The organism is Bacillus sp. FSL M8-0025, assembly GCF_037975475.1.
Lineage (GTDB): Bacteria > Bacillota > Bacilli > Bacillales > Bacillaceae > Bacillus > Bacillus subtilis.
The window spans coordinates 1,473,164-1,495,026 of sequence record NZ_CP150258.1 but is presented as its reverse complement, the minus strand read 5'-3'; the positions used below and the strand labels follow the sequence as shown (position 1 = coordinate 1,495,026).

The window sequence follows — 21,863 nt, the reverse complement described above, 5'->3', positions numbered from 1 at the left end:
TCCCTTAAGAGAAAGCATCTTCATTTGATCATAAATTGTTCTTTACATTCTTTCAAGTTCATAATATAATTCATTTGTTTTACGTCTAAAAAACGGTTGAGAAACTGATTTTAATACACACTATTATGCATAGGTATGATTACAAAGGTGGGAAAACAATTGTCGCAACATGAAACACCCTTATACACAGGACTGAAAAAGCATGCAAGCAGACAGCCTGTTCAATTCCACATTCCCGGCCATAAAAAAGGGGCAGGAATGGACCCAGAATTCAGACAATTTATCGGTGAAAACGCGTTAAGCATAGATTTGATTAATATTGAACCATTAGACGATCTGCACGCGCCAAAAGGCATTATTAAACAAGCACAAGATCTGGCTGCTGAAGCATTTGGCGCGGATCATACATTTTTTTCTGTTCAAGGAACAAGCGGCGCCATTATGACAATGGTAATGGCTGTTTGCGGACCTGGCGATAAAATTATTATTCCAAGAAATGTTCATAAATCAATTATGACAGCTATTGTATTTTCCGGAGCGGTTCCAATTTTTATTCATCCTGAAATTGACAATGAGTTGGGCATCTCCCACGGCATTACACTTGAATCTGCTAAACGGGCGCTTACCGAACATCCGGATGCAAAAGGGCTTCTCGTCATCAACCCGACATATTTCGGTGTTGCAGCCGACTTAAAAAGCATCGTAGAACTCGCTCATTCGTTCAATGTGCCGGTACTTGTTGATGAAGCACACGGCGTTCACATTCATTTTCACGATGAATTGCCGCTTTCAGCTATGCAGGCAGGAGCAGACATAGCAGCGACAAGTGTCCACAAACTGGGCGGATCACTGACACAAAGCTCTATTTTAAACATGAGAGAAGGCCTTGTATCTAAAGACAGAGTGCAATCCATCCTGAGCATGCTGACAACTACGTCAACTTCTTACTTGCTTCTCGCTTCTTTGGATGTTGCCAGAAAACGCCTTGCAACAGAAGGCCACCAGCTTGCTGAGGAAACACTAAAGCTTGCCAATCAGACGAGAGATCGCCTCAACCAGATTGAAGGCATTTATTGTGTCGGTTCTGAGATTCTTGGTTCGAAAGCAGCTTACAGCTATGATCCGACAAAATTGATTATCTCTGTGAAAAGTCTTGGCCTGACAGGACATGACGTGGAAAAATGGCTTCGTGAATCCTTTAATATTGAGGTGGAGCTTTCTGATCTGTACAATATTTTGTGTATTTTCACTCCTGGTGACAGCCAAAATGATGCAGACCGGCTTGTAGAGGCTTTAACTGAGATCGCACAGCAAATGTCAGAACAAGATGTAACACATCAGCAAACTGAGGTTCTGCTTCCAGAAATACCTTTATTGGCAATGACTCCGCGTGATGCTTTTTATGCAAATACGGAAGTCATCCCATTAAAAGAAGCATCCGGACGGATTATTGCTGAATTTGTCATGGTATATCCGCCTGGTATTCCAATCTTCATTCCAGGAGAAATTATTACAGAAGAAAACATCAGCTACATTTTTAAAAACCTTGACGCAGGCCTCCCTGTTCAAGGACCTGAGGACTCGACTTTACATATGATCCGGGTCATCAAAGAACAAAAAGCAATTCAATAAAAAATAAAAAGCATGCGGCTTTAAGCCGCATGCTTTTTTTACTCTTCATCAACAGGACATTGACATTGTCCGCAGCATGTTCCGTATAATGTTGTCACTTTCTCATCTTCAAAGTAATGAATGGCTTCGTTGCAATCTTGGCAAACAATCGTACCCATCTCTTATTCCCCATTTCTTTGAAATTTGAAAACGCTTAATTTCTTTTGTTGTTATTATATTAATATGTCACATTTAAAATGTCAACAATAAACTGTATAACACATTTAATTTTAGATCATCATATAGACCGTGCTTTTCCATTTTCCCTCATACAATATCTTCTTCATACAGAAGCTTTACTCGATATATATGCCACAGCACATAATGTAATTTCACGTTTTCTTGAACTTTCATCCAAGAATGCAGCAAAAAATTCAATATACCCCAGGTTGCTATTTTAAACGATTGATATAATATGTAATCTCACTTTAAAAACGGTTTCAATTATATAACAATTAGGTAACAAGAAGCAGATTAAGCCGCCTCTCGTGATAAACTAAAGCTAGTTAACTACTGTTTATACAGAGGAGAAGATAGATGCGATATCGCGCGGTATTCCCCATGCTGATAATAGTATTTGCTTTATCGGGCTGTACGCTTTCCACCATCAATCCGATGAAAAAAAGCCGGATTGACAACATTCATCATACACAAATCCTGTTTTTTTCTGATGAGAACCAAATAGACCAGGAAGCGCCTTATTACGATGCACTGCTTGATTTAGAAAAAGATTATCCCGAGCAAATAGATAAAATGAAGGTCTATGATAAAAAAGAAGGCTGGGAAGATGAGATTGAAACTGTCCCTACCCTTATGGTTGTTGATCAGCGCCATGTCGTGGTGAAAATCGAGGGATGTGTGAAAAAGAAAGAAGACATCATTAAACCATTACAGCATGTGCTGTCAAAATAAAAAAACAGCCCCGCTTTGAGCGAGGGCTGTTTTTGATATGAAAATTATTTTACGATGTGAATTGGACTTCCGATTGCCACTTCAGCAGCTTCCATTGTGATTTCGCCCAATGTTGGGTGAGCGTGAATTGTCATCGCGATATCTTCAGCAGTCATGCCGCCTTCAATCGCTAAGCTTAATTCAGAAATCATATCAGAAGCACTTGCTCCGGCGATTTGTGCACCGATCACAAGACCGTCCTCTTTACGAGTGATCAGCTTCATGAAGCCGTCTGTTTCGTTAAGAGAAAGCGCGCGGCCGTTTGCGGCAAATGGGAATTTAGCAGCAACAATGTCAAGACCTTCTTCTTTCGCCTGTGCTTCAGTGTAACCAACTGATGCAAGTTCAGGCTCAGAGAAAACAACCGCAGGAATACCAAGGTAATCGATTTCTGCAGGCTCTCCAGCGATAGCTTCTGCTGCGATTTTACCTTCGTAAGATGCTTTATGAGCAAGCGGCGGTCCTTCGATGATATCACCGATTGCATAAATGTTAGGTACGTTTGTGCGGCACTGTTTGTCAGTTTTCACGATACCGCGGTCCGTCATTTCGATACCGACTTGCTCAAGACCAAGCTCATCAGTGTTTGGACGGCGTCCTACTGTAATCAATACGTAATCAGCATCAACAGTTTTTTCTTCGCCTTTTACTTCGAAAGTAACTGTTACGCCGTCTGGTCTTTCTTCAACGCCTTTAGCCATCGCGTTTGTATGGATTTCAACGTTGCCTTTTTTCTTCAGTCTGCGTGTAACGAGAGAACTCATTTGTTTTTCGAAGCCAGGAAGAATTTCATCTCCGCCTTCAAGAATAACAAGTTCAGTACCGAAGTTAGCATACGCAGTTCCAAGTTCAGTTCCGATGTATCCGCCGCCGATAACAACGAGCTTTTTAGGAATTTCTTTAAGAGCCAAAGCACCAGTTGAATTCAGCACACGCTCACTATATTTGAAGTTTGGCAATTCGATAGGACGAGATCCAGTAGCAATGATTGCGTTTTTGAACGTGTATGTTTGAGCAGAGTTCTCATCCATCACACGAACTGAATTGCTGTCTACAAAGTAAGCTTCACCTTTTACAACATCTACTTTGTTGCCTTTAAGAAGACCTGCTACACCGCCAGTAAGCTTGTTGACAACAGAAGCTTTCCATTCTTGAACTTTTGTGAAATCAACTGTTACATTCTCAGCAGTGATTCCCATGTCATCAGAATGTTTTGCATTCTCATAACGGTGACCTGCATTGATCAGCGCTTTTGAAGGGATACATCCAACGTTCAGACAAACGCCTCCAAGAGTTGCTTTTTCAACGACTGTTACTTTTTGTCCAAGCTGTGCAGCGCGGATGGCAGCTACATAGCCGCCAGGTCCCGCACCAATTACAAGAGTATCTGTTTCAATAGGGAAATCTCCTACTACCATAACATTACGCCTCCATTAAAATTAATTGTGGATCGTTCAGTAAACGCTTGATGTGATTTAATGCATTTTGCGCAGTTGCTCCGTCGATCATACGGTGGTCGAAGCTGAGAGAAAGAGCTAAGACTGGAGCTGCTACGATTTCGCCATCACGAACAATCGCTTTTTCTGCAATGCGTCCGATACCAAGAATCGCAACTTCTGGATGGTTGATAACCGGAGTGAACCATTGTCCGCCGGCAGAACCGATGTTTGTAATTGTGCAAGATGCGCCTTTCATTTCAGCTGGAGCAAGCTTGCCTTCACGAGCTTTTGTTGCAAGGCCATTGATTTCATCAGAAATTTCAAAGACAGATTTACGATCTGCATTTTTCACAACCGGTACAAGCAAGCCTTTTTCAGTGTCAGCAGCGATACCGATGTTGAAGTAATGTTTTTGGATGACTTCATCTGTTTTATCGTCAATTGACGTGTTTAAAACAGGGAATTTTTTCAGTGCAGATGTAAGAGCTTTTACAACGTAAGGCAAGTAAGTCAGCTTGATTCCTTGATCAGCAGCAACCTGTTTGAACTGTTTACGATGTGCAACAAGGTTTGTTACGTCCACTTCGTCCATTAACGTTACGTGAGGAGCAGTGTGTTTAGAGTTAACCATCGCTTTTGCAATTGCTTTACGGATACCGCTCATTTTTTCGCGTGTTTCTGGGAATTCGCCCTCTGGAGCTGGTGCAGCAGCCGGTTTAGCAGCTGTTTCTTGTGGTGCAGCTGTTTCTTGCGGTGCAGCTTCTTGCGCTCCTCCGTTTACAAAGCTGTCGATATCTTCTTTTACAACACGTCCGTTGTTGCCTGAACCAGTAACCTTACGGATGTCTACACCTTTTTCACGTGCATATTTACGTACGGAAGGCATAGCGATCACGCGTTTGTTCGGGTCAACTTCAGCTTGATCCTGCTGTCCTGCGCCAGTAGCTTTTGCAGGCTCTTGAGCTTGCTCTTCTTTCGCAACGTCTTGTCCAGCTTCTGCAGTTGACTGAACTTGTGCTTCAGTTTTCGCATCGTCAGACTCGTCGCTGCCTTTAAATTGAAGATCTTCGTAACCAGGTGCATCAAACGTAATAATCGTTTGTCCAACAGTTGCAACCGTTCCCTCTTCAACTTTTAATTCTAATACTTTTCCTTTAACAGGTGAAGGAATTTCTACTACTGCTTTATCATTTTGGACTTCAGCCAGTACATCATCTTCGTCTACCTCGTCGTTAGGCTTGACAAACCATTTTACGATTTCGCCTTCGTGGATACCTTCCCCGATATCTGGAAGTTTAAATTCAAATGCCACAGTTCTCGACCTCCTAGTTTGATTAAGCAATTTTAAAGTTTACATCGTAAGCATTGAAAACAGATATATAATAGAGGGAAAACGTTCATCTTCCCTCTCGATTATGCAGTTTGATTAAAATTCAAGCACTTTTCTTGCTGTTTCAAGAACGTCTTTATGGTTTGGAAGCCATACGCTCTCCGCTTGAGAGAAAGGAAATACTGTATCTGGCGCTGCAACGCGAAGTACAGGTGCTTCCAAGCTCAGGATCGCACGGTCATTAATTTCTGCTACTACGTTTGCAGCAATACCGGCTTGTTTTTGTGCCTCTTGAACGACAATCGCGCGTCCTGTTTTTTCTACAGAGGCGATAATTGTATCGATATCAAGTGGGCTTACTGTACGAAGGTCGACAACTTCAGCAGAAATGCCGTCTTTTTCAAGCTCATCAGCAGCTTTTAATGATTCATGAACCATTGCGCCGTAAGTGATGATTGAAAGATCAGTACCTTCACGTTTCACGTCAGCTTTTCCAAGCTCAATTGTGTATTCTTCTTCAGGAACTTCCTGACGGAAAGAACGGTAAAGCTTCATATGCTCTAAGAAGACAACAGGATCATTGTCTCTGATCGCAGAAATTAAAAGTCCTTTGGCATCGTAAGGAGTTGATGGAATAACAACTTTGATACCAGGCTGTTGTGCAACAAGACCTTCCAAGCTGTCAGCGTGAAGTTCAGGAGTATGAACACCGCCGCCGAATGGAGAACGAATTGTTACAGGTGAAGTCCAGCGTCCGCCAGAACGGTAGCGCATACGAGCCATTTGGCCAGAAACTGAATCCATTACTTCATAAACAAATCCGAAGAATTGGATTTCCATTACCGGACGGAAGCCGTTTAAGCCTAAACCAAGGGCAAGACCGCCGATACCAGATTCAGCAAGTGGCGTGTCAAACACACGGTCTTCACCGAATTCTTTTTGCAATCCTTCTGTCGCACGGAATACGCCGCCGTTTACACCAACGTCTTCTCCGAAAACTAAGACATTTTCGTCATTTTTCAGTTCTGTGCGTAACGCATCCGTGATTGCTTGAATCATTGTCATTTGCGCCATGGCTTACTTCGACTCCTTCTGTGTATAAATTTCAAATTGCTCCTCAAGGTTGTGAGGCATTTTTTCGTACATGATTTTCATTAAATCAGTTACTTTTTGCTTCGGTTCATCATCAGCTTTTTTGATCGCTTGCTTAATTTCTTCTTTCGCATCCTCAATCACTTTTGCTTCTTCTTCTTCAGACCATAAGCCTTTGTTTTCAAGGAACGCACGGAAACGTACAAGCGGATCTTTTTGTTCCCACTCATTTTCGATTTCTTTTGTACGATATTTAGTAGGATCGTCACCAGCCATTGTGTGCGGGCCATAACGGAATGTAAGTGTTTCAATTAGTGTTGGACCTTCGCCGTTGATTGCGCGCTCGCGTGCTTCAGCAGTTGCTGCGTATACAGCAAGCGGATCCATTCCGTCTACTTGTACGCCGACAATACCGGCAGCTACAGCTTTTTGTGCAATTGTTTCAGCTGCAGATTGTTTTTCAACAGGAGTTGAAATCGCGTAACGGTTGTTTTGCACCACGAAGATTGCAGGTGCTTTATAAGCTCCGGCAAAGTTAATTCCTTCGTAGAAGTCCCCTTGAGAAGCTCCGCCGTCACCAGTGTAAGTGATTGCGACAGCTTTCTTACCGCGTTTTTTAAGACCTAGCGCAACACCGGCAGTTTGAATGTATTGAGCACCGATAATGATTTGTGGAGAAAGGGCATTCACATCATCAGGCATTTGGTTTCCTCTGAAATGTCCGCGAGAGAAAAGAAACGCTTGATATAATGGAAGGCCGTGCCAAATTAACTGAGGCACATCACGGTATCCAGGAAGAACAAAGTCTTCTTTTTCAAGCGCGAAATGCGTTGCAATCTGAGAAGCTTCTTGACCCGCAGTAGGAGCGTAAAATCCGAGACGTCCTTGACGGTTTAATGAGATAGAGCGTTGGTCAAGCACACGCGTAAATACCATGCGGCGCATTAGCTCTTTTAATTGATCATCAGTTAAATCAGGCATCGCCGCTTCATTCACGACTTCTCCCTTTTCATTTAAAATTTGGAACGTTTCGAACTGCTTTTTAATGGCATCAAATTGCTTCTTACTGTCAACGATAGCTTTTTTCGTTTTTGCAGCCATACTAAGTCACCTCTTCCTTTCTTTTAAACAGTCATTAGACGTGCATTCCTTTTATACATACAAACTTAGGGTACCCTAAAGTATCAGCAGTAAGTCGTATTATATTTTAGCCGATCCCCAGTTTGCCAAAACCTTTTATGTAGGATAGTTACACTCTGCTTTGAACTGTATTATTTCGAAGTTGTAAAAAACTAATACAACACCGCTTAACATGGATTAGTTTACACCAAATAAAGAAGAACCGTCAATCGTTTTCATCGCTGATTTTCAATAAATGTATTCGCTTTACATTTTCATCAAAAAAACAGATGCCAACCGCACCCGAAACTGTACTAGTATACCTTACTATGCTGTACTACAATAGAAATGAAAATTTTGAACGAAATCCGAATCGCATTTCATTCAAAAAAAGAGCTGATCGAGTCAGCTCTTTTTCACACGATAGCCTGCAGCATCATATAAATCTTCCCGGGCTTTATTATATTTTTCGGTTTGTTCATTAAATTCTCCGCTATATTTAAGGATCTTTTCATAAGAAGCATTGACTTTATCGATCTGCTGATCCAGATCATCTCTTGTCAAATCTTTGTCTTTCAGCTGCATATACAGTTTTTTATTAAGCTCAAGCGTTTTTTTATACTCTTTATACATACTGCCATATGATGTATATCTTTTCTCCATATGGTTTGCTGCGGCATCGGCCTTTTCTTTTATGTCTTTTTCCTTAATATGTTCCGCTGACGTTTTTGCTTCCTCAAATTCTGTTTCCGATTTTTTCATGCTGTCATTTTCAAGCTTTAGGTGTTCTTCGCGCTTGCTGACATTTTCAAGCGCCTTATTAGATAAAGCAACAATTTTTTTATAATCATCCATATTGAGCTTCATAACACTATCGTAAAGCTGATTTTCTTTGGCCTCTAATTCTTTGAGTGTGTTTTGTTCTTCTTGAAACGGCTTTTCCGATTCCGCGGCTTTTTCTAATGAATGATGAACTGAATCAACCGGGTCCTGTACCATGCATCCTGTTAATATCAGTGCCATGGCACAAAAAGCTCCGATCTTGATTCCAGGCCGCCGTTTTATAGCGTCTTTCACGTTAAATCCCCCAATCTTGACAATTTCTACTATAGAATCCATGGGGACATTTGGCAATAGCCGTGCTGTATAAATGCAATACTGAAATTAAATCAAAAAAGTGAAAAATCAGGACAGATGACCATACAACTTTTTTGTTTTTACATAGGTTATATTAGACGCTATGCCTACTTATAAAGGCTCTGGCGTAATTAAAAGAGGAGGTTATGTAATATGTATGGATATGGTTACGGCGGAGGCTGCTGCAGTTATGGTGGTTACGGATATGGTGGCTGCGGATATGGCTACGGCCGCACCTTTGCGCTAATCGTTGTTTTATTCATTCTGTTAATCATTGTCGGAGCTGCTTATTTAGGTGGAGGCTGTTGCTAACCACACAGCATGAAATTGACCAGCCATATACGGCTGGTCATTCGTTTCGTTGCACCTTTGTGAAGAAATCCGATATAATTTACATATTAAGCTTTAGGAGTGAAGTTTCTTGATTACTATGGAAAACATCGTACGTGACGGCCATCCAGCCCTCAGAGAGACTGCCGAACCTGTTGAGCTGCCTCCAACTGATGCAGAAAAACAGCAGCTGGCCGACATGATCGAATTTGTTAAAAACAGCCAAAATCCAGAATTAGCCGAAAAATACAAGCTGCGCCCTGGCGTAGGACTCGCAGCTCCTCAAATTAATATCAAAAAACGAATGATCGCCGTTCATGCGGAAGATGCTTCCGGTAAATTATACAGCTATGCTCTGTTTAATCCTAAGATCGTCAGCCATTCAGTTGAAAAAAGCTACTTAACAAGCGGCGAGGGCTGCCTCTCTGTGGATGAAGCGATTCCCGGTTATGTTCCCCGCTATTCTCGCATCAGAGTAAAAGGAACAACACTAGAAGGCGAAAATATTGATATTCGTTTAAAAGGATTTCCGGCTATTGTGTTTCAGCATGAGATCGATCATTTGAACGGCGTTATGTTCTATGATCATATTGATAAGGAAAATCCTTTCAAAGAACCTGAAAATGCAATCGCAATTGAGCGCTAAAAGAGAAAACGGCTGGCACAATGCCAGCCGTTTCTTTATTTTAAAAGGCCCAATTCTTTGACAGCGTATGCAATTCCATCCTCGTCCACCGGTTTTGTTACAAAGTCCGCGATTTCTTTCAGTTCGGGAACAGCATTTCCCATAGCAACGCCTGTCCCAACGTATTCAATCATTTGCAAATCATTTAATCCGTCGCCGAAAGCATATGTATCGCCGATATCAAACGGAAGACGCTCAATCACTTTTTTGATTCCTTCTGCCTTCGAACCTCCGTGCGGCAGAACATCAGTCGATAGCTCATGCCAGCGAACTAGATCAAACTCAGGAAAAGCGGCATAAGCTTTTTCTTCTTCATCCTGACAAAATAAAAGAAGCTGAAAAATTTCTTTTCCTTCATAAAAAAGGTCATCGGTCTCTGGATAATCTGTTTTAAGGCTGCCGATTCCCTCGAGAACATGGGGGTGATCCGCAACAGTCGCTTTCATCGTGTCCTCAGCCATAAACACAACAGGATGCTTGCCTTCATCCGCCTGCTTTAATAATCGCCTGATTGCATTTTCAGGCAGCGGATTTTTATAAATCACTTGATTTTCAAAGACAACAAACTGTCCATTGTAGGAAATAAATGAGTGGATGCCCAGCTCCTCCAAAATCGGCTTAACCAAAAATGGAGACCGGCCGCTGGCAATAAACACATGATGCCCTTGGCGCTGAAGCTCCGCCACGGTTTTTCTCGTACTTTCCGGTATATTCTTATCATGATCATATATTGTGCCGTCAATATCAAAAAAGATTAATTTAGAATCCATCGCAACTTCCCCTTTATCGTCTTGGTCTGCAATTCCCACCCTCATCATACAAAAAGATTGTCATTCAGCAAACAATTTCGTTCAAAAATCATATTAAATTCCATTAATAACCACGAAAAGTCTTCCTCAATCTCCGTATACTATTTGTATAAAAGAACTCTGGGACAAATTTTTCATTAAAGGAGGGACTGGCTAATGCTGCGTAAATTAAGAAAGAAACTCAGAAGACAATGGAACGGAATGCTCCGTAAGAAAGCAATTGCCTGACAAGGGATCTTTCACTTTTTGAGAGATCCTTATTTTGCTCAAGGCTTTCCTTATATTCCGTTTTCGAATATAATAGAATGAGCGAGTCTAACATACGGCATTTAAGGAGAGATTTGGAATGATTTATAAGGTATTTTATCAAGAGAAGGCTGACGAAGTACCTGTTCGGGAAAAGACAGATTCACTTTATATTGAAGGCGTATCTGAGCGTGACGTCAGAACAAAGCTGAAAGAAAAGAAATTTAATATTGAGTTTATTACACCTGTTGATGGTGCATTCTTAGAATATGAACAACAGAGCGAAAATTTTAAAGTATTGGAGTTATGAGCGGTATGAAATTTGTAAAAAATGATCAGACTGCTGTTTTCGCCCTCGGAGGTTTGGGCGAAATCGGTAAAAATACGTACGCGGTGCAATTCCAGGATGAAATTGTACTGATTGATGCGGGGATCAAGTTTCCCGAGGACGAACTGCTCGGAATTGACTACGTCATCCCTGATTATACGTATTTAGTCAAAAACGAAGATAAAATTAAAGGGCTTTTTATCACCCACGGGCACGAAGACCACATCGGCGGTATTCCATACCTGCTCAGACAAGTGAATATTCCTGTATACGGCGGAAAACTCGCGATCGGCTTACTTCGGAATAAACTTGAAGAGCATGGATTATTGAGACAGACGAAACTGAACATTATCGGCGAGGATGATATTGTAAAGTTCCGCAAAACGGCTGTGTCATTCTTCAGAACAACACACAGTATTCCGGATTCCTACGGCATTGTTGTAAAAACGCCGCCCGGAAACATCGTACATACTGGGGATTTCAAATTCGACTTTACTCCAGTCGGCGAGCCGGCAAACTTAACGAAAATGGCCGAAATCGGTAAAGAAGGCGTTTTGTGCCTTCTTTCAGACAGCACAAACAGTGAAAATCCGGAGTTTACCATGTCTGAGCGCCGTGTAGGAGAAAGCATTCATGACATTTTCCGCAAGGTGGACGGCCGAATTATCTTCGCCACATTTGCGTCGAATATTCACCGCTTGCAGCAGGTAATTGAAGCTGCTGTACAAAATGGAAGAAAAGTTGCCGTATTTGGACGCAGTATGGAATCGGCTATCGAAATTGGACAGACACTCGGTTATATTAACTGTCCTAAAAATACGTTTATTGAGCATAACGAAATCAATCGTATGCCTGCTAATAAAGTAACAATTTTATGTACAGGAAGCCAAGGGGAACCAATGGCGGCGTTATCAAGAATTGCAAACGGCACACACCGCCAAATTTCAATCAATCCTGGGGATACAGTCGTATTTTCTTCATCCCCTATCCCAGGCAACACAATCAGCGTGAGTCGAACAATCAACCAGCTGTATCGTGCGGGTGCTGAGGTTATTCACGGCCCTCTTAACGATATCCATACATCCGGTCACGGCGGACAGGAAGAACAGAAGCTGATGCTTCGTTTAATCAAGCCTAAATTCTTCATGCCGATTCACGGTGAGTACAGAATGCAAAAGATGCATGTCAAACTTGCAACAGATTGTGGCATCCCAGAGGAAAACTGCTTTATCATGGATAATGGTGAAGTATTAGCACTTAAAGGCGATGAGGCTTCAGTTGCAGGAAAAATCCCGTCCGGTTCAGTGTACATTGACGGAAGCGGTATCGGTGATATTGGCAATATCGTACTTCGTGATCGCAGAATTCTCTCTGAAGAAGGACTTGTCATCGTTGTTGTCAGCATTGACATGGACGACTTCAAGATTTCAGCGGGTCCAGATTTGATTTCCAGAGGATTTGTGTACATGAGAGAATCTGGCGACTTGATCAACGACGCTCAAGAGCTCATTTCAAATCACTTACAAAAAGTAATGGAACGAAAAACGACTCAATGGTCTGAAATCAAAAACGAGATTACAGACACTCTTGCGCCTTTCTTGTACGAAAAAACAAAGCGCCGTCCAATGATCCTGCCGATCATTATGGAGGTTTAAAAAAAGAGGCACTCCCTAAGGGAGTGCCTCTTTTTATTGCAGTGATATGTGTTGAAATGATTTTACATCGAATAATCCCGTAGTCGTCATTTTAATATCAGGAATGACAGGCAAAGCTAAAAACGACAATGTCAAAAATGGATTAAATCCGCCTGTGAAACCGATTAACGGCAATTTATCATGAAGCGTCAGCAAGCTTTGATTCACTTGCTCTGCAGATTGGTCGGATAATAACCCTGCAATCGGCAACGGTACTGAATGGAGCTCTTCCCCATTTTTTATAATCGTTAATCCTCCGCCAATTTCCTGCAGCTTATTAACTGCCGCCGCGATATCCTCATCATTCGTTCCGACAGCAATAATATTATGGGAGTCGTGTGAAATGGTTGTGGCAATCGCTCCGCTCTTGAATCCAAAACCTTTCACAACACCAAGTCCGGTTTCTTTCAATCCTTTATGCCGCTCGACAACTGCAATCTTTAACAAATCAAACTCAGTGTCAGGCTCAAATTCGCGGGCATCAGGAGCCGGAACTTGTACTAATCTTGTTTCAAGCTGATTTGGTATGATTTGAATGACATTGATTTGCTGCTCTGAATCGATTGGCATATGAAAATCCTGTTTGTTAAGAGGAGCAGCAAGCTTAACAGAATCAAGCAGTGCCTGATCTGGTGCTGCAGTTGAAGCATGATCCTGATAGACCGCTTTGCTGTCTTCAGCAACAGTCTGCCCTTTTACCATCGTCATTGTGACAGTGACATTTTCCAGATCAGATACAAAGAGCAAATCAGCGTCAAAACCCGGGGCAATCGCTCCCTTTGTATCTAATCCGTAGCACTCGGCCGCATTGAGGCTTCCTAATTGATAGGCTAAAAACGGATCAAGTCCGGCTTGAATCGCCATTTTCACCTGATGGTTTACACTTCCCTCTGACAATAAATCATCCACATGCTTATCATCCGTACAGAAAAAGAACCGACGTGCGTTCTTTTCATTTACCGCCGGCAGCACATTGAGCGTGTTTTTGGCGACTGATCCTTCACGCATCATGACATACATGCCTCTTCTGATACGATCAAGGGCTTCTTCCTTCGATGTTACTTCATGGTCGTTTAAGACAAAGGCGGTTCTGTAAATGTTAATGAGGTCTGTTGATAAACCAGCTAAATGACCGTCTATCCGTTTTCCTGCCACACGGGCATCGAGCAGTTTCTGAACCATGTCTTCTTCAGCCTGCTGAACCGACACATAATCCATAACTTCAGCCAGCCCTAATACTTCTTCTTCTTCTTCATAAAAAGGCTTGAGATCGGCAGCTTTGAGAATTGCGCCTGATCGCTCAAAACTTGCGGCAGGCACACTGGAAGGAAGCATAAAATGGATATTCAGCGGTGTATGCCGAGCTTGTTCAAGCATAAACACAATCCCTTTTTCACCAGACACATTCGCGATCTCATGCGGATCTGTAACGACCGTCGTCACGCCATGAGGCAACACTGCTTTAGCGAACTCAATCGGTGTAACCATTGATGACTCAATATGTACATGTCCATCAATAAAACCCGGAACAATCATTTGTCCCTCTGCATCAATGGTATTTTCGCCTTCATACTCACCGAGGCCTACAATAACTCCATCTGTAATCGCAATATCTTCATATATCCATTCTTGATTATATACGTCCATGATTTTTCCGTTCTTAATGACGATATCAGCTTTTTGTCTTTTGGCCGAAGCATTCAGCCTATTGACTAGCGCTTCTTTATTCAAATAGGCCCCTCCTCTTTTTTATTATATGGTACAATATGCTATCGGAACGCCTGTGCTTAGTCAATGAAATTTTAAGAACTTGACGCTCAGTTCATTAAAGTTGTTATATTCTGATAATATGAAAAACCGCCCTTTGAGGACGGCTTATTTGACTGCTATTTTGTATGAAGAACTCTTTTTTCGAAACGGGAGATGTCTGTAACTGATCCAATAACAATGAGTATATCTTCTTGGTGGATGACTTCGGTTGCAAGCGGTGATACGATGACTTCCTTGCCCCTTTTTATGGCTACGATGTTAATACCGTATTTCGCGCGAATATCTAAATCGAGAAGTGTATTTCCAGCCAGGCGGCTGTTAGCTACGATTTCAACAAGACTATGCTCTTCAGACAGCTCCAAATAGTCAAGTACATTGTTGGACACGATATTATGCGCAATTCGTTTTGCCATATCGCGTTCCGGGTGGACGATGTGATCCGCGCCAATTTTAGACAGCACTTTTTCGTGATAATCGTTCTGCGCTTTAACTGTAATCGTATGGACGCCAAGTTCTTTCAGAATGAGTGTCGTTAAAATACTCGCTTGAATATTTTCCCCGATTGCTACAATAACGTGGTCAAAATTTCGCAGGCCTAAATTTTTCAGGACAGATTCGTCTGTCGAATCACCGATAACTGCGTGAGATGCAATCTTGGCATACTCGTTGACTTTATCTTCATCGATATCCATTGCCATAACCTCGACGCCTTCTTCGCTTAATGCTTTGCAAATACTGCCACCAAAACGGCCCAGCCCAATTACCGCAAATTCTTTTTTCATCGTGGTGCTCCTTTATACGACATGATATTGATCAAATTTTATCATATTCTTTTGTTACAGTGTTATCCTTTTGGCAGCGAATTCATATACCGCTTGAGCTTTTCAGTAAACTCAGGCGACAAATACAGCTCCGCTCCGCGTTCGATTTCAATCTGATAGTGCTGAGGCGGGGCAATTTCCGCTTCTTTTTGGAGGACGAGAAAGGTTAAGCAGTCTTTGTAGTGCCTTCCGCCAGCTTCAACGTCTACAAATGCCGGCCGATACGTAAGAGATTCGACACCCTCCCTTTTATATAGATAGGAGAGAGCAGAATAAGGAATACGGTATAAAACGCCTTCTGTTGTTCCTCCGTCTTCCAACATGTCCGCTCTTGAACCGTCATCCCTTTTTAGCGTGAAGCAAGTTGTGTATCCTTTTAAAACAGCTCTTCCTACTGGATCTTGAAAATAGTGATCGACTCCCGCTTTTTGAAAGCGGGCATTATCCATGCATGATCCATAGGCAAAATAATAAATGGGATTTTTCGATTTGCTGATCATCTGATGTTCTTTCCAGTCGCCGCTGCTTATTTTCGTAAAGCCGGCAAACCCGTCTTTGTTCATAAAATAAATAAGCGCATTTTTAATCCCGACATCCGTTTCTACAAACACCGTTTGTTTATGATATCCTTGAAAAAATTGATCGAGGTTATGTATACACAATTCATCTGCTTCATATACTTCGCCGTATATATAGCCTTCACCATTAAAAACAGCTGTGGGCCCCTCTTTTGCAGCAAACAAACTTCCCTTTGTTCTCGCCTGCTCATTGATACATGCCGATTGTGCCAGCAAATGATGGTTTTTTTCATGCTTTCTTAATGTCCCGTATACAAACAGAAGCGAGTTCACTTTATTTTTCTCCTCTCAGCTGTCTGATTTTAAAGGCAAAACCACTTGAAAGACGCTGCCTTTTCCAGCTTCACTTTCGATTTTCAATTCCCCGTCATGTTCCTTCAGGATTCTCAAACAAATGGGAAGTCCCAGTCCAGTGCCCTTTTCTTTTGTTGAATAAAAAGGTTTGCCAATCTGCTTCAGCTTTTCCTGCGGCATGCCGTTTCCTTCATCCTTTACGCTTATCACTGCATGAGAGGCGGTTTTAGCAGTTGAAATGGTGACGACACCGCCCTTTGGCATTGCCTCAATTCCATTTTTAATGATGTTGATAAAGACCTGCTTCAGCTGATTTTCGTCTCCATTAATCATACAGCCATCTGTCTCTTTGAAATTTTTCTCTATGACGATATTGGACAGAATGGCATTGGTATCAAGCAATGTCGTGACTTGTTTCAAGATCTCATTAAGCTGGTGTGTTTTAAATGTGATTGCCTGCGGTTTTGCAAGCAGCAGCAGCTCGCTGAGCACTAAATCGATTCTTTTAATCTCTGAAAAGATGATGTCAAAATAGTCTTTTCTGTCCGGATATTGTGTTTTCATAATCTGGAGGAAACCGCTGACAGATGTTAAAGGGTTTCTGACCTCATGAGCAATACCTGCGGCAAGTTCACTTGTGATTGATAGTTTCTGGGATTCCCTCGCCAGCCGTTCATTAATCTCAATGAGCTCATCTTCAGCCTCTTTCCGCTCAGTGATATCTGACATTGTACCCAGGCTGCCTGTAAATTGGTCATCCCGGTCATAGTAAAGTTTATAATGAACTTCTCCCCAAAAAATCGTGCCGTTTTTTGTCACGTATTTTGCCGTAAACATGCCAGAAGACGCTTTGTTTTGGATTTGGGTGTTAATGTGGTCGGCTACGTGCTTTTCTTTTATGAAGTAATCGTTATACATTGTTCCCATACATTCACTGATTGAAAACCCGGTTATAGATGCCCACGCTTGGTTTAAATATGTAATTTCGCCTTTTGCATTCGTTTGAAATACGATTTCCTGCAAATTATCCATGATGCGGTTTTTTTCTTCAGAAAGCTGTTTATACTTCCATTCGTTATCCTTCATTTTCTTAACCAGCTGCTGTTTCTCATCAATATAATAAGCCAACATCCAGACACTTACCAGCGTGACTGCAGTATACACAATATCAACAGGCCAATTAATCGGGTTTTTGCCTATAAAATAAAATAAATAATCCCAAAACATTATAAAAATCATTGCCAAAATGATGGAAATGATACGAGCTTGATATTTTCTCATATGACCACCTGCCGCTTGTGTTTCTCTACTTATTGTACCATTCTTCGACAAATAATTGAGTAAAATATGTAAAGTATCCCAAATCATTCATTACCAAATATCTTGATGTCTTATCTTAGGCGGCGGTAATCAAAAATTGATACGCAAAAAAGGCGGAGATGATATCGCTCCGCCTTTTTTAGCATAATTTTATTCTTTTAAAGCGGCTTGAATTTCTTCGAGAAGCAGCTGTGCACCCTCAGGGCTTAGCGTAATTTTACCGTTGCCGTATTCTTTATTTTCTGAAGTGATTTCTCCAGTCATTAAACAAACGCCATGAGGTTTGTACTTTTTCAAGATAATTTTATCTCCGTCAACAAAAAACTCAATGCTGTCTTTTATGGCAATATCCAATGCCCGTCTCAACTCAATCGGCATGACAATGCGGCCTAATTCATCTACTTTTCTCACAACACCTATTGATTTCATAAAAACCCTTCTTCCTTTAAATGTTTCTTTTCTCATGTAATGTTTTAAGGATGTACCTCAATATATCGTAGACGAATGAAACTTTGAAAAAGTTTCCCGCTTTCTATAAGAATTACAAGATATTTTTTCCATAAAACCGAAAAATGTATTACTTCTGTTACACAGTTCCTTGATTTTTTACAAAAACATTTCTTTACCGACACACACCCCCAAAAATCGCAGTATTTCTGAGAAACTTTAAATGTAGAATCATATTAAATTAGGATAAAGATTGGGTGAAAACATGTTTCAATCAACTGAAATCGGGATTGACTTAGGAACAGCTAATATACTTGTTTACAGCAAAAATAAAGGGATTATCCTAAATGAACCATCTGTTGTCGCAGTGGATACGACGACAAAAGCAGTGCTTGCAATCGGAGCTGACGCGAAAAACATGATCGGTAAAACACCAGGAAAAATTGTCGCTGTCAGACCGATGAAAGATGGCGTGATCGCAGACTATGATATGACAACTGACCTGCTAAAGCACATTATGAAAAAAGCCGCAAAAAGCATCGGCATGTCGTTCAGAAAACCGAACGTAGTCGTTTGCACACCATCAGGCTCAACAGCAGTAGAACGCCGCGCCATCAGTGATGCGGTGAAAAATTGCGGCGCGAAAAACGTTCATTTAATCGAAGAGCCAGTTGCAGCCGCCATCGGAGCGGATTTACCGGTTGATGAGCCGGTTGCCAATGTGGTAGTAGATATCGGCGGAGGGACGACAGAGGTCGCTATTATTTCCTTCGGTGGCGTTGTTTCCTGCCATTCTATCAGGATCGGCGGAGACCAGCTTGATGAGGATATCGTTTCTTTCGTCCGTAAAAAATACAATTTGCTGATCGGCGAACGCACAGCTGAGCAGGTAAAAATGGAAATTGGCCATGCTCTGATTGAACATATACCAGAGGCAATGGAAATTCGGGGACGTGACCTCGTGACAGGTCTTCCAAAAACCATTATGCTTCAATCCAACGAAATTCAAGATGCAATGCGTGAATCCCTCCTGCATATTCTTGAAGCCATCAGAGCGACACTTGAGGACTGTCCGCCTGAATTGAGCGGAGATATTGTTGATCGCGGCGTTATTTTAACAGGCGGCGGCGCGCTCCTTAATGGAATTAAAGAATGGCTCACAGAAGAGATTGTCGTGCCTGTACACGTGGCGCAAAACCCGCTTGAATCTGTAGCAATCGGCACAGGCCGTTCTTTAGAAGTGATTGATAAGCTGCAAAAGGCAATTAAATAGTCTTTACCCGCAAAATTCTCACACGCGGCAAATTTCTTGCTTCTTTTTTCCTCACTTCCTTCATATTGTGGGAAATGGAGAAACGTTAAGGAGGAAACAGATGCTAAGAGATTTAGGAAGAAGAGTAGCGATCGCAGCCATTTTAAGCGGAATTATTCTTGGAGGCATGAGCATTTCTTTGGCAAATATGCCCCATTCGCCTGCAGGCGGCACTGTAAAACTGAATCATCCATAATATTGAAAAACCCAAGACGTGTCGTTTTGGGTTTTTCACTTTGGGCTCCTTCTTTCCTTTATAGGATCATATTTGATATGATGAGAAAAAAGCTTGGAGGAATGATTCATGGATTCATTTTCACAGAAATTAAATACATATGCACAGCTGGCGGTAGAAGTCGGCGTTAATGTCCAAAAAGGCCAGTATGTAGTCGTAAATGCTTCAACAGACGTCCGGGATTTTGTCCGTTTAATTGTAAAACATGCATATGAAAAGGGCGCAAAAAACGTCACCGTGAATTGGCAGGATGACGAAGTCGCCAAATTAAAATACGAACTTGCGCCGTTTGAAGCATTTGAAGAATATCCTGAATGGGAAGCAAAAGGCAGAGAAGAGCTTGCCAAAAATGGAGCTGCTTTCATTTCTGTTGTGTCGTCAAACCCAGACTTGCTAAAAGGTATAGATTCCAAACGGATTGCGGCATTCCAAAAAGCAGCAGGCAAAGCATTACATACATACAGACAATATATTCAATCAGACAAAGTCAGCTGGACTGTCGTAGGTGCGGCATCAGCAGGCTGGGCTCACAAGGTGTTTCCTGGCAAATCAGAGGAGGAAGCGATCCACCTTCTGTGGGAAGAAATTTTTAAAGCGACGCGCGTAAATGAAGACAACCCGGTTCAGGCGTGGATCAATCATGACCAGAATCTTCATGAAAAAGTTGACCATTTGAACGAGAGACATTACGCTGCCTTACATTATCAAGCTGAAGGAACTGATTTAACAATTAAGCTGCCTAGGAAGCATGTTTGGGCAGGTGCGGGAAGCGTGAATGAAAGCGGCCATGAGTTTATGGCCAATATGCCGACAGAAGAAGTGTTCACGCTGCCGCAAAAAGACGGGGTTGACGGAGTGGTATCAAGCACAAAACCATTAAGCTACGGCGGAAATATTATTGAAAATTTCACCCTGACGTTTGAAAATGGCCGTATAGTCGACATTAAAGCTGAAAAAGGTGAGGATATTTTAAAAGAACTGGTGGAAACAGATGAAGGTTCTCACTATTTAGGTGAAGTGGCACTTGTTCCTTACGATTCACCTATATCACAATCAAACATTCTTTTCTATAACACGCTGTTTGATGAAAACGCGTCAAATCATTTGGCGATCGGAAGCGCCTATGCCTTTAATATTGAAGGCGGAAAGCAGATGTCTCGTGAAGAGCTTGTCAAAGAAGGCCTAAATGAAAGCATTACACACGTGGACTTTATGATCGGTTCTAAGGATATGAATATTGACGGAATTACGGCAGACGGGAAAAGAGAGCCTATCTTCAGAAACGGAAATTGGGCTTTTTAAGTAAATAAAAGGAGGCTTTTCCGCCTCCTTTTTTTATTTTTCTGCTTCATACATTTGCAGATTCGCATAAACGGTTTCTAATACTGGTGCAGCGAGAGATAAACGTTTTGCTTTTTCAAGCAAAAATCCATGCAGGTGGTCTCCTTCAGTCGTTTGGCCGTTTTCCATATCCCGAAGCATGGAGGACTTCATATGGTAAGACATGCTGGTCATCGTACGAAAGCTCTCTTCCTCAAGATCCGGATCAGCCGGAACACCTTCTTTTCGTAAAACAGCGCAAATTTCCCCAATAAGAGTTTGGGCCGTGTGACGTCCGGCTTCTGTGGCGAGGATTGGGCCAAGCGGTCGTTGAAATAACGTTGTGATCCCCGCTTGCGCTGCAATAAAGAGATACTTTTTCCAAATGTCCTTCTCGATATGCCCGCTAATGATGACTTCAGCCTTCACACCTGAAAATGCCTCTTCAAGCGCTCTTATCCGCTCCGTACGCTCGCCGTTCCATTCTCCAAATACAAAACGATGCGATGCGCTCGTATGATGAATTTCTCCTTTGTTGTCTAAAGCACTTTCTATAAAACACAGGCCGCCCAGCACCTGTTCTTTTGAAAATGCCGCAAATAGCTGCTCATAGTGGCGGTACCCATTTAAAAAAGGGATAATGACAGATTCCTGATGGATAAATGGTTTGACATCCTCTATCACTTGACCAAGCGAGTATGCTTTAGAAGCAATGATAACGACATCAAATTGCCCTGTTTCTCCGGCACTGATTAGTTCGGGCTGAAATGATACATTCCCTTTTTCACTATGGATGACAAGCCCGGTTTTTTTAAGCTGCTCAGCTCGTTTTTGGCGCACGAGAAATGTCACATCATTTCCTTTCTCCGAAAGCCGTCCGCCAATATACCCACCTACTCCACCTGCTCCGACAACCAAAAATTTCATGTTGTGAT

At 42.0% G+C, this 21,863-nt stretch carries 22 protein-coding genes; 9 read left to right on the top strand and 13 right to left on the bottom strand.

Features of this window, described 5'->3' with window-relative positions; all coding sequences use genetic code 11:
- The first annotated feature begins 159 nt into the window (after positions 1–159).
- Positions 160–1,632 carry an arginine decarboxylase gene (speA, locus tag MKX38_RS07825; protein WP_339189133.1) on the top strand — a complete coding sequence of 491 codons (1,473 nt, stop codon included), beginning with the start codon at positions 160–162 and terminating at the stop codon, positions 1,630–1,632.
- Between the two features lie 38 nt (positions 1,633–1,670).
- On the opposite strand, the gene MKX38_RS07820 is transcribed toward speA, so the two are convergent.
- Positions 1,671–1,790: a GapA-binding peptide SR1P gene (locus MKX38_RS07820; RefSeq protein WP_003232305.1), complete on the bottom strand. Its 120-nt coding sequence runs from the start codon at positions 1,788–1,790 to the stop codon at positions 1,671–1,673.
- 418 nt (positions 1,791–2,208) lie between these two features.
- On the opposite strand from MKX38_RS07820, the gene slp reads away from it, so the two are divergent.
- Positions 2,209–2,583 carry a peptidoglycan-associated lipoprotein Slp gene (slp, locus tag MKX38_RS07815; RefSeq protein ID WP_003245672.1) on the top strand — a complete coding sequence of 125 codons (375 nt, stop codon included), beginning with the start codon at positions 2,209–2,211 and terminating at the stop codon, positions 2,581–2,583.
- Positions 2,584–2,627: 44 nt separating this feature from the next.
- On the opposite strand, the gene lpdA is transcribed toward slp, so the two are convergent.
- The 5 genes from lpdA to MKX38_RS07790 form a co-directional block, all read right to left on the bottom strand.
- Positions 2,628–4,040: a dihydrolipoyl dehydrogenase gene (gene lpdA / locus MKX38_RS07810; protein ID WP_003232309.1), complete on the bottom strand. Its 1,413-nt coding sequence runs from the start codon at positions 4,038–4,040 to the stop codon at positions 2,628–2,630.
- Positions 4,041–4,044: 4 nt separating this feature from the next.
- Positions 4,045–5,373 (bottom strand): pyruvate dehydrogenase complex dihydrolipoyllysine-residue acetyltransferase, encoded by a 1,329-nt coding sequence (gene pdhC, locus MKX38_RS07805; protein ID WP_003232311.1) that lies wholly within the window; start codon positions 5,371–5,373, stop codon positions 4,045–4,047.
- Between the two features lie 114 nt (positions 5,374–5,487).
- Positions 5,488–6,465: a pyruvate dehydrogenase complex E1 component subunit beta gene (gene pdhB, locus MKX38_RS07800; RefSeq protein ID WP_003232313.1), complete on the bottom strand. Its 978-nt coding sequence runs from the start codon at positions 6,463–6,465 to the stop codon at positions 5,488–5,490.
- Positions 6,466–6,468: 3 nt separating this feature from the next.
- Positions 6,469–7,584 (bottom strand): pyruvate dehydrogenase (acetyl-transferring) E1 component subunit alpha, encoded by a 1,116-nt coding sequence (gene pdhA, locus MKX38_RS07795; RefSeq protein WP_339189131.1) that lies wholly within the window; start codon positions 7,582–7,584, stop codon positions 6,469–6,471.
- 423 nt (positions 7,585–8,007) lie between these two features.
- Complete coding sequence (locus MKX38_RS07790; RefSeq protein WP_088325808.1) at positions 8,008–8,679, bottom strand: YkyA family protein; 672 nt, start codon at positions 8,677–8,679, stop codon at positions 8,008–8,010.
- Positions 8,680–8,892: 213 nt separating this feature from the next.
- Here MKX38_RS07790 and MKX38_RS07785 point away from each other — a divergent pair, with 213 nt between their 5' ends.
- Together MKX38_RS07785 and def are read left to right on the top strand one after the other, a co-directional pair.
- Positions 8,893–9,051 (top strand): YjcZ family sporulation protein, encoded by a 159-nt coding sequence (locus tag MKX38_RS07785; RefSeq protein ID WP_003232317.1) that lies wholly within the window; start codon positions 8,893–8,895, stop codon positions 9,049–9,051.
- Between the two features lie 109 nt (positions 9,052–9,160).
- Positions 9,161–9,715, top strand: a complete 555-nt coding sequence (gene def / locus MKX38_RS07780; protein ID WP_015715824.1) for a peptide deformylase — start codon at positions 9,161–9,163, stop codon at positions 9,713–9,715.
- 35 nt (positions 9,716–9,750) lie between these two features.
- On the opposite strand, the gene MKX38_RS07775 is transcribed toward def, so the two are convergent.
- Positions 9,751–10,524: a Cof-type HAD-IIB family hydrolase gene (locus tag MKX38_RS07775; protein WP_003245153.1), complete on the bottom strand. Its 774-nt coding sequence runs from the start codon at positions 10,522–10,524 to the stop codon at positions 9,751–9,753.
- 385 nt (positions 10,525–10,909) lie between these two features.
- Between MKX38_RS07775 and rnpZA the strand changes: the two genes are divergently transcribed.
- Positions 10,910–11,119, top strand: a complete 210-nt coding sequence (rnpZA, locus tag MKX38_RS07770) for an RNA polymerase subunit omega 1 (protein ID WP_003222303.1) — start codon at positions 10,910–10,912, stop codon at positions 11,117–11,119.
- A gap of 5 nt (positions 11,120–11,124) precedes the next feature.
- Positions 11,125–12,792, top strand: a complete 1,668-nt coding sequence (gene rnjA / locus MKX38_RS07765) for a ribonuclease J1 (protein WP_003245660.1) — start codon at positions 11,125–11,127, stop codon at positions 12,790–12,792.
- Between the two features lie 33 nt (positions 12,793–12,825).
- On the opposite strand, the gene ade is transcribed toward rnjA, so the two are convergent.
- The 5 genes from ade to abhA form a co-directional block, all read right to left on the bottom strand.
- The gene (gene ade, locus MKX38_RS07760) at positions 12,826–14,562 is read right to left on the bottom strand and encodes an adenine deaminase (RefSeq protein ID WP_167559810.1); all 1,737 of its coding nucleotides are present in this window, start codon (positions 14,560–14,562) and stop codon (positions 12,826–12,828) included.
- Positions 14,563–14,717: 155 nt separating this feature from the next.
- Positions 14,718–15,383 (bottom strand): Ktr system potassium transporter KtrC, encoded by a 666-nt coding sequence (gene ktrC, locus MKX38_RS07755; RefSeq protein ID WP_003222311.1) that lies wholly within the window; start codon positions 15,381–15,383, stop codon positions 14,718–14,720.
- 62 nt (positions 15,384–15,445) lie between these two features.
- Positions 15,446–16,273, bottom strand: a complete 828-nt coding sequence (locus MKX38_RS07750; protein ID WP_167559812.1) for a gamma-glutamylcyclotransferase — start codon at positions 16,271–16,273, stop codon at positions 15,446–15,448.
- Positions 16,274–16,288: 15 nt separating this feature from the next.
- A complete protein-coding gene (gene kinC, locus MKX38_RS07745; RefSeq protein ID WP_003232333.1) occupies positions 16,289–17,575 on the bottom strand; it encodes a two-component sensor histidine kinase KinC in 1,287 nt (428 codons plus the stop codon).
- A gap of 189 nt (positions 17,576–17,764) precedes the next feature.
- Positions 17,765–18,043 (bottom strand): transcriptional regulator AbhA, encoded by a 279-nt coding sequence (gene abhA, locus MKX38_RS07740; protein ID WP_003244728.1) that lies wholly within the window; start codon positions 18,041–18,043, stop codon positions 17,765–17,767.
- Positions 18,044–18,326: 283 nt separating this feature from the next.
- Here abhA and mreBH point away from each other — a divergent pair, with 283 nt between their 5' ends.
- From mreBH to MKX38_RS07725, 3 genes are all read left to right on the top strand, one after another.
- Positions 18,327–19,334, top strand: coding sequence for a cell shape-determining protein MreBH (gene mreBH, locus MKX38_RS07735; RefSeq protein ID WP_003245743.1), 1,008 nt, complete (start codon positions 18,327–18,329; stop codon positions 19,332–19,334).
- Between the two features lie 100 nt (positions 19,335–19,434).
- Positions 19,435–19,569: a protein YkpC gene (locus tag MKX38_RS07730; protein WP_003238865.1), complete on the top strand. Its 135-nt coding sequence runs from the start codon at positions 19,435–19,437 to the stop codon at positions 19,567–19,569.
- A 108-nt stretch (positions 19,570–19,677) separates the two neighbouring features.
- Positions 19,678–20,910, top strand: coding sequence for an aminopeptidase (locus tag MKX38_RS07725; protein ID WP_003232341.1), 1,233 nt, complete (start codon positions 19,678–19,680; stop codon positions 20,908–20,910).
- A gap of 33 nt (positions 20,911–20,943) precedes the next feature.
- On the opposite strand, the gene MKX38_RS07720 is transcribed toward MKX38_RS07725, so the two are convergent.
- Positions 20,944–21,855, bottom strand: coding sequence for a ketopantoate reductase family protein (locus MKX38_RS07720; protein ID WP_038427635.1), 912 nt, complete (start codon positions 21,853–21,855; stop codon positions 20,944–20,946).
- Positions 21,856–21,863: the final 8 nt, after the last annotated feature.